The sequence below is a fragment of the Rhodococcus globerulus NBRC 14531 genome, from assembly GCF_001894805.1.
Classification (GTDB): Bacteria; Actinomycetota; Actinomycetes; order Mycobacteriales; family Mycobacteriaceae; genus Rhodococcus_F; species Rhodococcus_F globerula.
In genome coordinates this window covers 360638-373837 of record NZ_BCWX01000005.1, presented here as the reverse complement: position 1 = coordinate 373837, position 13200 = coordinate 360638, and the positions used below count along the sequence as shown (strand labels likewise).

At 61.6% G+C, this 13200-nt stretch carries 9 protein-coding genes and 2 tRNA genes; 10 read left to right on the top strand and 1 reads right to left on the bottom strand.

Going from position 1 to position 13200, the window contains the following annotated elements; all coding sequences use genetic code 11:
* Positions 1–49: 49 nt before the first annotated feature.
* From RG2_RS25455 to RG2_RS25410, 10 genes are all read left to right on the top strand, one after another.
* Complete coding sequence (locus RG2_RS25455) at positions 50–943, top strand: metal-dependent hydrolase (RefSeq protein ID WP_033235310.1); 894 nt, start codon at positions 50–52, stop codon at positions 941–943.
* 104 nt (positions 944–1047) lie between these two features.
* Positions 1048–2067: a PDR/VanB family oxidoreductase gene (locus tag RG2_RS25450; protein ID WP_371851344.1), complete on the top strand. Its 1020-nt coding sequence runs from the start codon at positions 1048–1050 to the stop codon at positions 2065–2067.
* Between the two features lie 27 nt (positions 2068–2094).
* Positions 2095–3018 (top strand): alpha/beta fold hydrolase, encoded by a 924-nt coding sequence (locus RG2_RS25445; RefSeq protein WP_033235311.1) that lies wholly within the window; start codon positions 2095–2097, stop codon positions 3016–3018.
* 197 nt (positions 3019–3215) lie between these two features.
* Entirely contained in the window at positions 3216–5252 is a 2037-nt protein-coding gene (gene gyrB, locus RG2_RS25440) for a DNA topoisomerase (ATP-hydrolyzing) subunit B (protein ID WP_033235312.1), read from the top strand.
* A gap of 93 nt (positions 5253–5345) precedes the next feature.
* Positions 5346–7877, top strand: a complete 2532-nt coding sequence (gene gyrA / locus RG2_RS25435; protein WP_033235313.1) for a DNA gyrase subunit A — start codon at positions 5346–5348, stop codon at positions 7875–7877.
* Entirely contained in the window at positions 7877–9106 is a 1230-nt protein-coding gene (locus tag RG2_RS25430) for a DUF3566 domain-containing protein (RefSeq protein WP_033235314.1), read from the top strand. Before gyrA ends, RG2_RS25430 begins: the two co-directional genes overlap by 1 nt.
* Positions 9107–9181: 75 nt before the next feature.
* Positions 9182–9255 (top strand) — tRNA-Ile (locus tag RG2_RS25425).
* Positions 9256–9430: 175 nt separating this feature from the next.
* Positions 9431–9503, top strand: a tRNA-Ala gene (locus RG2_RS25420).
* Positions 9504–9633: 130 nt separating this feature from the next.
* A complete protein-coding gene (locus tag RG2_RS25415; RefSeq protein ID WP_033235315.1) occupies positions 9634–11301 on the top strand; it encodes an alpha/beta hydrolase in 1668 nt (555 codons plus the stop codon).
* Between the two features lie 140 nt (positions 11302–11441).
* Positions 11442–12707: a lipase family protein gene (locus tag RG2_RS25410; RefSeq protein WP_423815900.1), complete on the top strand. Its 1266-nt coding sequence runs from the start codon at positions 11442–11444 to the stop codon at positions 12705–12707.
* 64 nt (positions 12708–12771) lie between these two features.
* On the opposite strand, the gene RG2_RS25405 is transcribed toward RG2_RS25410, so the two are convergent.
* Positions 12772–13200: a hypothetical protein gene (locus RG2_RS25405; RefSeq protein ID WP_033235316.1), complete on the bottom strand. Its 429-nt coding sequence runs from the start codon at positions 13198–13200 to the stop codon at positions 12772–12774.

Genomic DNA, 13200 nt, shown 5'->3' with positions numbered 1-13200 from the left:
TACCCTAGTTCTGGGTGAACTGTGTCACAGAGCATGAAGGGGTAGTCAGATGCCGAGCAAGGTACACGCCGAGCCTGATCACATCTTGTTGCAGGCACGCAATGTCGAATTCGACTGGTCCGACCTGCCAATGCACTGGATTCCGGGTGACCCGTTCAGTACTCACGTACTCAACGTGCTGCATCTGCTGCTCCCGGCCGGTGAAGAGTGGTTTGTCGAAACGTTCAAGGAAGCACTCCCTCTCATCGAGGACGAGAAACTTCGTGACGACGTTGTCGGCTTCATCGGCCAGGAAGCCATGCACGCCGGTGCTCACACCGGTGTGCTGGTCCATCTGAAAGAAAATGGACTTGATCCGACGGCGTACACGCAGCAGATGGAATGGGCCTTCTCGAAGCTGCTCGGACCCCGTCCCCTGACAGGCTTGCGAGCCGAGAATCACCTGGTCGAGCGTCTGGCGATCATCGCGGCCATCGAACACATCACAGCGTTTCTCGGTGACTGGGTTCTCAACGCCGACGGTCTGGATCGGGCCGGTATGCACCCGACGATGCTCGACCTGCTTCGTTGGCACGGAGCCGAGGAAGTCGAACACCGCTCCGTCGCGTACGACGTGATGCGCTACTTCGACAAGCGTGAAACCCGCCGTATCCGCACTCAGATCCTGGTCACGCCCGTCATCGTGTGGTTGTGGATCCGCGGTACCCGATTCCTGATGCGCAACGATCCCGAACTTGCCAACCAGGCGCCGAGTCGGCGTCGCCCGCACTTGTCGGATTTTGTGGCAGCAGGCAAGCGCGGCACCGTCCCCACCAGTTTCGAACTGGTCAAGCGGATGTCGACGTACTTCTCCAAGTCGTATCACCCCGGAAAAGAAGGTTCGACGGCTCAGGCCGTGAAGTACCTGGCGTCCTCGCCGGCTGCGCAGGCGGCGGCACGGTGATTCCGTCGATTGCCAGGATCAAGGACGTCCTGATCGGGCACGACGGTCTTCCGCGGCACCAGGCTCCGCCAGATCTCGCAGGTCGCGCTCGCCCCGATCGGGCTATGCGGATCACAGAGTCGTTGGCGGACAAGTACCTTCGCGTTCTGACGGCATACGACTACAACCCGAAGATCGCCGGTCACAACCCGGATACCGCGCTGAACATGATGGTCAGTGCCCGCGAGGTCGTGGCGACAGACGAGAATGTTGTCCGCCTGCGCTTCGAGTCTGCAGACGGCTCACCGCTTCCCCCGTGGCAGCCCGGCTCTCATCTGGATTTCCATTTGCCTTCCGGTTTGCGTCGACAGTATTCGCTCTGCGGTGACCCCGCTGATCGCTGGGGATATACCGTCGCCGTGCGCCGAATTCCCGACGGTGGTGGTGGTTCCGTCGAAATGCATGCACTGCAACCAGGCGAGCACGTGACAGTTCGTGGTCCGCGCAACGGGTTTCCCTTTGTCGGCGAGGGTGGTGCACTCTTCATTGCCGGTGGTATCGGAATTACTCCGATCATTGCAATGGTCCGGGCTGCAAGGGAATTGGGAATGGACTGGCACTTCGTGTACTCGGGCCGCTCCCGCGAGTCCATGCCGTTCCTCGAGGAGATCGCTACCTGGGAATCGGAACGAGTATTCGTGCGGCCTGACGATGAATTCGGATTACCCACTGCCACAGATCTTCTGGAAAAGGCTCCGGAAGGTGGAGCCGTATATTGCTGTGGCCCGACGCCCATGCTCGACGCAGTGCGCACGAGTTTTCGTGAAACCTACTCCACGGCTTTGCATTTCGAAAGATTTGGAGCTCCGCCGGTAATTGGCGGGGTCCCGTTCGAAGTTCAATTGGTCAGCTCCGGTGAAGTGTTGACCGTGAATGCCGACCAGTCGGCACTCGACGTTGTCCGGAAAACCCTGCCCGGTGTCGGCTACTCGTGCCAGCAAGGCTTCTGCGGGACCTGCCGGGTGAAGGTCCTCGCCGGCACTCCGGATCACCGCGAAAACCGACTGAACGATGCCGAACGCGAAAACGAGATGCTGATTTGTGTGTCGCGTTCCGACGGCGGACGACTGGTACTCGATCTCTAGTTCTACTCACCTACGAAGGGTCTGCAGATGACCAAGCACGCGCCTCTCCATGCCGTAACTGCACGCAGCGTCACGAACGGTGCCGTCAGCCTTGCCGTATTCGAGCAGGGCCCGGTGGACGGTGAGACGATCGTCCTCGTTCACGGGTGGCCGGACACTCACGAATTGTGGAACCGCGTCGCGGCGCTGCTGGCCGACAATTTCCGTGTTGTCACCTACGACAGCCGTGGGGCCGGCGAGAGCACGATCCCGTCGCGAGTGCAGGACTACCAACTCAGTGCGATGGCCGGTGATCTGTTTGCCGTGATCGACGCCGTCAGTCCGAACGAGCCGGTTCACGTCGTTGCTCATGATTGGGGATCCGTCGAAACCTGGGAGGCCGTCTGCGAGCCGGGCGCCGAGGAAAAGATCGCATCCTTCAGTTCCATATCGGGACCGAATCTCGACCATCTCGGTAAATGGATCCGTTCCAGTGCGTCCAGGCGGCGGTTCCGCGGGCCGGCCGCGCAAGCTGTGGCGTCGGCGTACACGGTGCTGTTTCAGATTCCAGGTCTGTGCACGGTGCCGTTGCGGCTGTGGTTTTCCAAGCACTGGCCGGCTTTTCTGGGATTTTTCGACGGTCTCGACCCGAAATCGGTGGTGACCGCGCCGACAATTGCCGACGACATGGTTAACGGTCTCAAGTTGTACCGAGCAAATATTCGGCCTGCTCTGGGCAAACCGCGTGAACGGTACACGGACGTTCCCGTTCAGTTGATCCTGAACAAGTACGACAAGGCAGTTCGCCCGGTGGGCTTCGAAGATACGGAAAAATGGGTCTCCGACCTGCGGCGAACCGAAATTGCGGCCGGTCACTGGTCGCCGATTTCACACGCCGGCGAGGTTGCCGAACATGCGCAGGCCTTTATTGCGAGCCTGAGAGAGCGTCGCCGGGAGAAGCAAACGTCCTAGCGATTCACCCTCCCAGGACCAAAATAATTCGCCTGTGGCGCAGCCAGGGGTGTCATTGGGCGGTTCCTGTCGGTGCTTACCAGTAAGATGGTCTCCGGTAACTAGCGGCAACATTCTCGAACCCGCTCCGACGACACCCGCAAGGGCTTGCTGACGGCTGCGCTCGAGTATTGACGGAGAAGGAGAGCTACCAACCCGTGGCTGCCCAGAAGTCAGATACAAGCACTTCCAGCAAGGACTACAACGCGTCGTCCATCACAGTCCTCGAAGGACTGGAAGCGGTACGTAAGCGCCCAGGCATGTACATCGGTTCCACCGGTGAGCGCGGCCTGCACCACCTGATTTGGGAGGTCGTCGACAACTCTGTCGACGAGGCGATGGCCGGACACGCCACCAAGGTCGAGGTCACCCTCCTCGAAGACGGCGGAATTCGCGTCGTCGACGACGGTCGTGGCATCCCGGTCGGAATGCACGCGTCCGGAGTTCCCACCGTCGAGGTCGTGCTGACTCAGCTGCACGCCGGTGGCAAGTTCGACTCCGATTCCTATGCCGTCTCCGGTGGTCTGCACGGTGTGGGCATCTCGGTGGTCAACGCGCTCTCCACCAGGCTCGACGTCGACATCAAGGTCGACGGCTACGAGTGGCATCAGACGTACACGGACTCCAAGCCCGGCGAGCTGATTCAAGGTCCCGCCACCAAGGAGACCGGAACCACGGTCAGCTTCTGGGCGGATCCCGAGATCTTCGAGACCACGCGCTACAACTTCGAGACCGTTGCGCGTCGCCTGCAGGAAATGGCTTTCCTCAACAAGGGTCTGACGATCACGCTCACCGACGAGCGCGCCGAGGTCATCGATGTCGACGAGGAATCGATCGACGTCGCGGAGGCACCCAAGTCGGCAGCCGAGACGCAGGAAGCGGCTGCTGCCGCTCCGCGCAAGGCCAAGACCCGCGTCTACCACTACCCGGGTGGACTCGAGGACTACGTCCGTCACATCAACAAGTCCAAGAGCCCCATCCACAACTCGGTGGTCGGATTCACGGCCAAGGGCACGGGCCACGAGCTCGAGGTAGCAATGCAGTGGAACTCCGGTTACTCGGAGTCCGTGCACACCTTCGCCAACACCATCAACACGCATGAGGGTGGAACGCACGAAGAGGGCTTCCGTGCGGCGCTCACCACGGTCGTCAACAAGTACGCCCGTGACAAGAAGCTGCTCAAGGAAAAAGAGCAGAACCTCAACGGTGACGACATCCGTGAGGGTCTCGCGGCCATCGTGTCGGTCAAGGTCGGTGAGCCGCAGTTCGAGGGCCAGACCAAGACCAAGCTCGGCAACACCGAGGTCAAGTCCTTTGTGCAGAAGGCGTGCAACGAGCATCTTCAGCACTGGCTAGAGGCCAACCCCGCTGACGCCAAGACCATCGTGAACAAGGCGGTCTCGTCGGCGCAGGCCCGTATCGCTGCCCGTAAGGCCCGCGAATTGGTTCGTCGTAAGAGCGCGACCGATCTCGGTGGCCTGCCGGGCAAGCTTGCGGACTGCCGCTCCAACGATCCGGAAAAGTCCGAGATCTACATCGTGGAGGGTGACTCGGCAGGTGGCTCGGCCAAGTCCGGCCGCGACTCGATGTACCAGGCAATTCTGCCGCTGCGTGGCAAGATCCTCAACGTCGAGAAGGCCCGTCTTGACCGCGCGTTGAAGAACACCGAAATCCAGTCGATGATCACCGCCTTCGGCACCGGCATCCACGACGAGTTCGATATCGCGAAGCTGCGCTATCACAAGATCGTGCTCATGGCCGACGCCGACGTCGACGGTCAGCACATCGCGACGCTGCTGCTCACGCTGCTGTTCCGCTTCATGCGCCCGCTGGTCGAGCACGGTCACGTCTACCTGGCCCAGCCGCCGCTGTACAAGCTGAAGTGGCAGCGCAGCGAGCCGGAATTCGCGTACTCCGATCGTGAGCGCGACGTCTTGGTGAAGGCTGGTCTCGAATCCGGCAAGAAGATCAACAAGGACGACGGCATCCAGCGTTACAAAGGCCTTGGCGAGATGAACGCCAAGGAACTGTGGGAAACCACGATGGACCCGACGGTGCGCGTTCTGCGCTTGGTGACGTTGGACGATGCCGCTGCCGCCGACGAACTGTTCAGCGTGTTGATGGGTGAGGACGTCGAGGCCCGGCGCAGCTTCATCATCCGCAATGCCAGGGATGTCCGTTTCCTCGACGTGTAGGGCCTACGGCCCTGTGCGCCTTTCCGGTAGCTCCGACAACCACAAAGGCGCACAAGGGGCTCGCCCCCATCTTCTTCTTAAGAAAGTGAACTCATGACCGACACCACGTTGCCACCGGACGGACCGCAGCACGACCGCATCGAACCGGTCGACATCCAGCAGGAAATGCAGAGCAGCTACATCGACTACGCCATGAGCGTCATCGTCGGTCGCGCTCTGCCGGATGTGCGCGACGGCCTCAAGCCCGTGCACCGCCGCGTGCTGTACGCGATGTACGACACCGGCAATCGCCCCGATCGCGGATATGTGAAGTCTGCCCGTCCGGTCGCCGAGACCATGGGTAACTACCACCCCCACGGCGACTCCTCGATCTACGACACCCTGGTCCGTATGGCCCAGCCGTGGTCGCTGCGGTACCCCCTCGTCGACGGTCAGGGCAACTTCGGTTCCCGTGGCAACGACGGCGCCGCCGCCATGCGTTACACGGAGTGCCGTCTCACGCCGCTCGCCATGGAGATGCTGCGTGAAATCGACCACGACACAGTCGATTTCACACCGAACTACGACGGTAAGACGCAGGAACCGACGGTTCTCCCCAGCCGCGTCCCGAACCTGCTGATCAACGGCTCCAACGGTATTGCCGTCGGTATGGCCACCAACATTCCGCCGCACAACCTGCGTGAAGTTGCCGAAGCCATCTACTGGGCACTCGAGAACTACGAAGCCGACGAGGAATCCACTCTCGCTGCCGTCATGGAGCGGGTCAAGGGACCGGACTTCCCGACGCACGGCCTCATCGTGGGCGGCCAGGGTATTCAGGACGCCTACACCACCGGTCGCGGCTCCGTCCGTATGCGCGGTGTGGTCGAGGTCGAAGAAGATGCCAAGGGCCGCACCACAATTGTCATCACCGAGCTGCCGTACCAGGTCAACCCGGACAACCTGATCACCTCCATCGCGGATCAGGTTCGTGACGCCAAGATCGCCGGCATCTCCGACATTCACGACGAGTCCTCCGACCGCGTCGGCATGCGCATCGTTGTCACCGTCAAGCGTGACGCCGTTGCCAAGGTTGTGTTGAACAACCTGTACAAGCACACCCAGCTGCAGACCAGCTTCGGCTGCAACATGCTCTCCATCGTCGACGGTGTGCCGCGCACCCTGCGCCTCGACCAGATGATCCGTCTGTACACGACGCATCAGCTCGAGGTCATCGTCCGTCGCACCCAGTACCTGCTCCGCAAGGCCGAAGAGCGCGCTCACATCTTGCGTGGTCTGGTCAAGGCTCTCGACGCTTTGGACGAGGTCATCGCCTTGATCCGTGCGTCGCAGACCGTCGACGTCGCCCGGGCCGGATTGATGAACCTCCTCGACGTCGACGAGATTCAGGCCGACGCGATCCTCGCGATGCAGTTGCGTCGTCTGGCCGCCCTCGAGCGTCAGAAGATCGTCGACGAATTGGCCGAAATCGAAATCGAAATCGCCGATTACAAGGACATTCTGGCCAAGCCTGAGCGTCAGCGCGCGATCGTTCGTGACGAGCTCAAGGAAATTGTCGACAAGTACGGCGACGACCGTCGTACTCGCATCATCGCCGCCGACGGCGACGTCAACGACGAAGACCTCATCGCCCGTGAGGACGTTGTTGTCACGATCACCGAGACCGGCTACGCCAAGCGCACCAAGACCGACCTGTACCGCTCGCAGAAGCGCGGCGGCAAGGGCGTTCAGGGTGCCGGCCTCAAGCAGGACGACATCGTCTCGCACTTCTTCGTCAGCTCGACGCACGACTGGCTGCTGTTCTTCACCACGAAGGGCCGCGTCTACCGCGCCAAGGCATACGAACTGCCCGAGGCCAGCCGCACCGCTCGAGGTCAGCATGTCGCCAACCTGCTGGCCTTCCAGCCGGACGAGCGCATCCAGTCCGTCATCCAGATCAAGACGTACGACGACGCGCCTTACCTGGTACTTGCCACCCGCAACGGTCTGGTCAAGAAGTCCAAGCTCACGGACTTCGACTCCAACCGCAGCGGCGGCATCGTTGCCATCAACCTGCGCGGCGACGACGAATTGGTCGGAGCTGTTCTGTGCTCCGCTGACGACGATCTGCTTCTCGTCTCGGCACAGGGCCAGTCGATCCGTTTCTCGGCCACCGACGAAGCACTACGGCCCATGGGTCGCGCAACGTCCGGTGTCCAGGGCATGCGCTTCAACGGCGAGGACGAGCTGCTCTCGCTCAACGTCGTCCGTGAAGGCAAGTTCCTGCTGGTCGCCACTTCCGGTGGTTACTCCAAGCGAACCGGCATGGAGGACTACCCGGTCCAGGGTCGCGGCGGCAAGGGCGTACTCACCATTCAGTACGACAAGAAACGTGGCACTCTGGTCGGAGCGCTCATCGTCGACGACGACGACGAGCTGTACGCGATCACCTCGGGCGGCGGCGTCATCAGGACAGCTGCCAAGCAGGTTCGTAAGGCCGGACGCCAGACCAAGGGCGTGCGTCTGATGAACCTCGGCGAAGGCGACACCTTGCTCGCAATTGCGCGCAACGCCGACGAACCCGAAGAGATCGCTGCCGCAAACACCGACAGTGCAGACAATGCCGATGGAGCTAAGGAGTCCTAGTGAGCACTCCCAACCAGCCGGGCAGTGACCAGAAGAGCACGAGCACTTCCGGTTCGACGCCCCCAAAGCCGGAGCAGCCAGCTGCTCCGGCGGGTGCAGGGGGCTCGCAGTCTCCCGTTGAGGCTTCGAAACCTCCGGCCGCTGGTAAGCCAAGCGGCTCTGCCGCCGATTCCAAGGCTGTGGCCGACAAGTCGGCACAGCCTGCGGCTGGGAAGAGTGCACCGGCTGCTCCCGCTGCCCCGAAGGCACCTGACGCGCCTGCACCGGCTAATCAGGCACGGGGTAATCAGGCGCCGCCGTGGCAGCGTGGTCAGCAGCAGTCAGGTCCGCAGCCTGTTACGCAGCAGCCTGGGGTGCAGCAGCGCGAACCCCAGACCAACATCACCCGTCCGGCTGCGCCGCGACCCGAGGTTCGGAAGGGGCCTGCACCTGCTGCCGGGAAACCGCCGGTCGGTCCGCCGAACCAGCGGCCAACAGGTCCTGGATCTCCGTCGCAGCCGCCGGCTCGGCCGGTGGTCACGGGAACGGCTGCTCCGAAGGTCGCGAACAACGCGGCCATGAACAACGCGGCCATGAACAACGCGGCCATGAACAACGCGGTCGACAACAAGACCGTCGCCGACAAGACTGTGGCGAATAAGACGGTTGCGAATAAGACGGTTGCCCCGCCGAAGGGGCCCAACGCACCGGCCGGAAATGCTCCGGCCGGTCCCCGGGCCAAGGCTGCGGCGATCGACGGTCCGACTCGGCATATCAGCCGTAAGGATCTGCCGAAGGACATGCCGGACCTCTCCGAGGCGAAGCATCCCCTGCCGCAGGCGGCCGTTGGTGACAAAAATCACGTCGCTGCCGTTGCGGCTGCGTCCGGCGGGGGGCCTTTACGGGCGACGGTGCAGATTCGTCGTATCGATCCGTGGTCCACGCTCAAGATCACTTCTGTGATCTCGGTTTCACTTTTCTTCGTGTGGATGGTGGCTGTCGGTCTTCTGTACGTCGTTTTGGACGGTATGGGCGTCTGGGACCGCCTGAACAACGCTTTTACGGACATCGTGTCCGATGGCGGATCCGACGGACTGGTGACAGCGGGGCAAGTCTTCGGCTATTCCGCAGTGATCGGTTTGGCGAACATGGTGTTGTTCACCGCGCTCGTCACGATCGGATCGTTCATCTACAACCTCTGCAGCGACTTGGTTGGCGGCGTCGAGGTAACTCTCGCAGACCGCGACTGACCTGCATAAACGTTGCCCCACCGGACCCGTTTTGGTGTTAGCGGGCCGGTGGGGTAATCTTTGAAACCGGTTCAGGGGCCTATAGCTCAGGTGGTTAGAGCGCTTTACTGATAATGAAGAGGTCGGAGGTTCAAGTCCTCCTAGGCCCACTCCTTGTGCCGAAGAAGGGTTGCTGGAATGAAGGTTTTCCTGCTTGTCGGGGCTAGCATTCTGGTGTCTCTCGTAGTCACCAAGTTGATCAAAAGTCAGCGCGGAGACAAGGTTTGGCACGATTTGGAAACAAGCTAGAACATAGGTACTCTGACTCCGGTCGGAAAACCGAACGGGGCCTTAGCTCAGTTGGTAGAGCGCTGCCTTTGCAAGGCAGATGTCAGGAGTTCGAATCTCCTAGGCTCCACAGTAAGAAAACACCCTCCCGGGAAACTGGGAGGGTGTTTTTGTCTGTGCGCACCCAGATCGTGAGAATTAGCATGCCGACTGGGCGGTACCGTGCCTGAAATGGGACGCTCTGCGCTTACGATTCCCGCATGAGATCTGTGTGGGACCGCATACGCCGCTATTGCGGGACGCTTCATCCTGTCGGCCTTGCCTTTGCGCTGGTGTTTTTCACCTGGTCGATGACCCCGTCGCTGCTGCCTCGAGTGTGGTATTTGCAGGGCGTCGCGACGGGTATTTCTCTGGCAATGGGTTACGCGATCGGAACTCTGGTCGCGTGGACGGTTCGCAAGTGTGGCGTCGAACCGCAGTGGTCGGAGCGCACGAAGAAGATCGCGTGGCGGACGATGGCGGTGGTGGCCGTGATCGCAGTTCCGCTCTTCTTGATTCTGGGGGCGCGGTGGCAGCGGATCGTCCGTGAACTTGTCGGTATGCCGCGTGACAGTGCGGCAAACTACCTTCTGGTTGCGCTTATTTCGCTGTTCATCTGGTTCATCCTGCTCGAGGCATCGCGCGGCATTCGCCATTCCACGAACCGCCTTTCGCAGTTCGCATTGCGGTTCGTCCCGAAGGAAGCGGCGAAGGTCGCCAGCCTTGTTGTGGTTCTCGCTCTTGCTGTCTTTGTCGTGAACGGTGCGCTGTACAACGGGTTGATCGCGTTCGCGAACTGGAGCTTCTCGGGTGCGGATACCGAAACTCCGGACGGCATCGAACAGCCTCTCATTGCCGAACGCAGTGGTTCACCGATGTCTGCGGAAGCCTGGGACTCGCTGGGGCAGGAAGGGCGCACCTTCATGGGTAGTGGCCCCACTGCGGCGGAGATCACGGCGCTGACGGGGCGTGAGGCGAAGCAGCCGATCCGCGTGTATGCCGGGCGTGAGTCCTCGGATTCGATTCGCGGCGTGGCAAACCGGGTTGTGGACGAACTCAAGCGCACCGGTGGGTTCGACCGCGGAACTCTGGCCGTCGTGACAACCACGGGTCGTGGTTGGGTCAACGAGGATGTGGCGTCGGCGTTCGAATATGTCGAGGACGGTGACACCGCCATTGCATCGATGCAGTACTCGTTCCTGCCGAGTCCGTTGGCCTTCATCGCGGACCGCGAAACACCGATGGTCGCCGGCCGCGCGTTGTTCAATGCTGTTTTTGCGGAGTGGATCAACCTGCCCGTGGAGACGCGTCCCGAGTTGGTCGTGTTCGGTGAGAGCCTCGGTTCGTACGGCGGCCAGGCCGCTTTTGCCGGGGACCAGGACATGATGACGCGCGTCGACGGAGCTTTGTGGGTGGGCACACCCAACTTCACGGAGCAGTGGCAGGAGATCACGAACAATCGTGACTCTGGTTCGCGGGAGATTCTTCCCGTGATCGACGGCGGCGAGTCGATCCGTTTTGCCGCTGATCCGATCGACCTGGAGCTCGAGGCCGACTGGGCTGACGATCGAATCGTTTACTGGCAGCACGCCAGTGACCCCATCACGTGGTGGTCGTTCGACCTCCTCCTCAACAAGCCCGACTGGTTGAGCGAAAAGCCGGAGGGCCGCGACGTCGATCCGGGTATGACGTGGATTCCTCTTGTGACGTTCTGGCAGGTCACGCTCGACATGGTGTTCTCGGCGGATGTTCCGTCGGGTCATGGGCACAACTACGGCGAAGATGCCGCGGACATGTGGGCCAACATCTTGCATCCGACGACGTGGACGCCGGAGAACACCGAGCAGTTGCGTGCGCTCCTGACCAACAATGTGGAGCCGACGAAATAGGTGAAAGTAGCTGTACAGCAACGACTCTAAGGTTCTTTCCTTACCGGTAAGTTTGTTTTGCGGTATATGTTACCCTGCGTTCACTGTGTGTCAGAGCACAGTGCAAACGACGTGGGGAGAACGTGAACGTGAAGAACCGAATGTGGTGGGCAGCAGGCCTGTCCGTTGCAGCACTGGTGGTCAGTGCTGCAACGGCGCCGTTCGCGGCAGCTGAGCCGGCGGATTTCTACACTCCGCCGACTGAACTGCCCGCCGGGGGCAACGGCGACCTCATTCGCAGTGAGCCGACGCCCTTGCTTCTCAGCGTGCCGGGATCGAATGGTCCGTGGCCGGCTGCCGCCACCAAGATCATGTACCGCAGCGAAGACGCCACTGGTGCTCCCGTTGCAGTCACCGGCACGTACCTCGAGCCGACAAACCCGTGGACCGGGCAGGGGGCGCGTCCACTGGTTGCCAGCGCAGTAGGTACTCACGGACAAGGTGACCAGTGTGCCCCGTCCAAGCTGTTCAACACCGGACTGGAATACAGGTTTCCGACGGACGTGATGGTCGGCTACGAGTCCATCTGGGTGAATATGTTGTTGCTCAACGGCATTGCCGTTGTGGTCACCGACTACGACGGGCTGGGAACGCCGGGCGACCACACGTACGTGAACCGCGCCGCCGAAGCGCACGCCGTCCTCGATTCGGTGCGGGCTGCGCAGCAACTTCCGAACACCAGCATTCCCGACAACGGGCCCGTCGGCCTGTGGGGTTATTCGCAGGGTGGCGGCGCTGCCGCTGCAGCAACGGAGCTGAAGCCGTCGTACGCCCCGGAGCTCGATCTGAAGGGCACGTACGCGGGCGCTCCTCCGGCTGATCTGGAAGCCACCCTCGAGCAGATCGACGGCACATTTCTCACCGGCTTGATCGGATACGCGCTCAACGGAATCGTGGCTCAGTACCCCGACGTGGAGCCGCTACTCGACGCGGAAATCAACGATCGTGGACGCGCGATGCTCGCGGCGACCAAAAATCAGTGCGTCGGCGAGACGGGCCTGCAATTTGCCTTCCAGAAGACGTCGGAGTTCACGAAGTCGGGCGAATCGTTGTCGGTTGTGCTCGATCGCTTGCCCGTTGCACAGGGGATCCTGGCAGAACAGAAGATCGGCAACCTGACGCCGACGTCGCCGGTCCTGATCCAGCACGGGCGAGCTGACGACATCGTGCCGTTCGGCCAGGGACAGGAACTCGCGCGGGAATGGTGCAGCAACGGCGCGACGGTGCAGTTCTCCGTCAACGAGCTGCCCTCTGTCGCTCCGGGTGTTGCACTGGGCCATCTAGCCCCGTACATCACGGGAACACCGGAATCCATCGGCTACATGATCGATCGGTTCAACAACGTTCCGGCGCCGTCGAACTGCTGACTGGCGCTCACCAACGAAGAGAGGCCCGGAACACACTGTGTTCCGGGCCTCTTTGCTTCAAGATCTACGCAGTCTGTTCGTCAACTCGCGGCGGAGCCGACGCTACCGGCGGGTGCTCGCGGTGGCGGCTCTTGTAGAAAACAGCTCCACCGATCACAGCCACACCGGCAATGACGAACAGGCCGATGCGCTTACGTCCACGCGGCTTCGGTTCACGCTCTGCGCGCGCCGCTGACTTGGCGGGGAGGGACTTTGCACACTCCACGCCCTTCTTGGCGAGAACAGCGCTCTGACGGCCCAGGAACAGGCCGAGCTGTCCGGCGCCACGGGCAGTTGCCGTGGCGACCACAGCGGCGATGCGACGGGCGTTGTCGGCTGCGTCAGATTCCTTGATGCGGGTTGCTGTTTCCTCGAAAGAGTCTTCGACGCGGGCCACGGCCTGGTCGAATGTGTCGGGAAGCTGGCTGCTGAGGGACTCGGTCACTCGTGTCAT

Bases quoted from the DNA above. Each gene is read 5' to 3' on its own strand.
- RG2_RS25445 (WP_033235311.1), top strand. From the start codon at position 2,095: ATGACCAAGCACGCGCCTCTCCATGCCGTAACTGCACGCAGCGTCACG.
- RG2_RS25450 (WP_371851344.1), top strand. From the start codon at position 1,048: ATGCGGATCACAGAGTCGTTGGCGGACAAGTACCTTCGCGTTCTGACG.
- RG2_RS25455 (WP_033235310.1), top strand. From the start codon at position 50: ATGCCGAGCAAGGTACACGCCGAGCCTGATCACATCTTGTTGCAGGCA.
- gyrA (WP_033235313.1), top strand. From the start codon at position 5,346: ATGACCGACACCACGTTGCCACCGGACGGACCGCAGCACGACCGCATC.
- RG2_RS25405 (WP_033235316.1), bottom strand. From the start codon at position 13,200: ATGACACGAGTGACCGAGTCCCTCAGCAGCCAGCTTCCCGACACATTC.
- RG2_RS25410 (WP_423815900.1), top strand. From the start codon at position 11,442: ATGTGGTGGGCAGCAGGCCTGTCCGTTGCAGCACTGGTGGTCAGTGCT.
- RG2_RS25415 (WP_033235315.1), top strand. From the start codon at position 9,634: ATGAGATCTGTGTGGGACCGCATACGCCGCTATTGCGGGACGCTTCAT.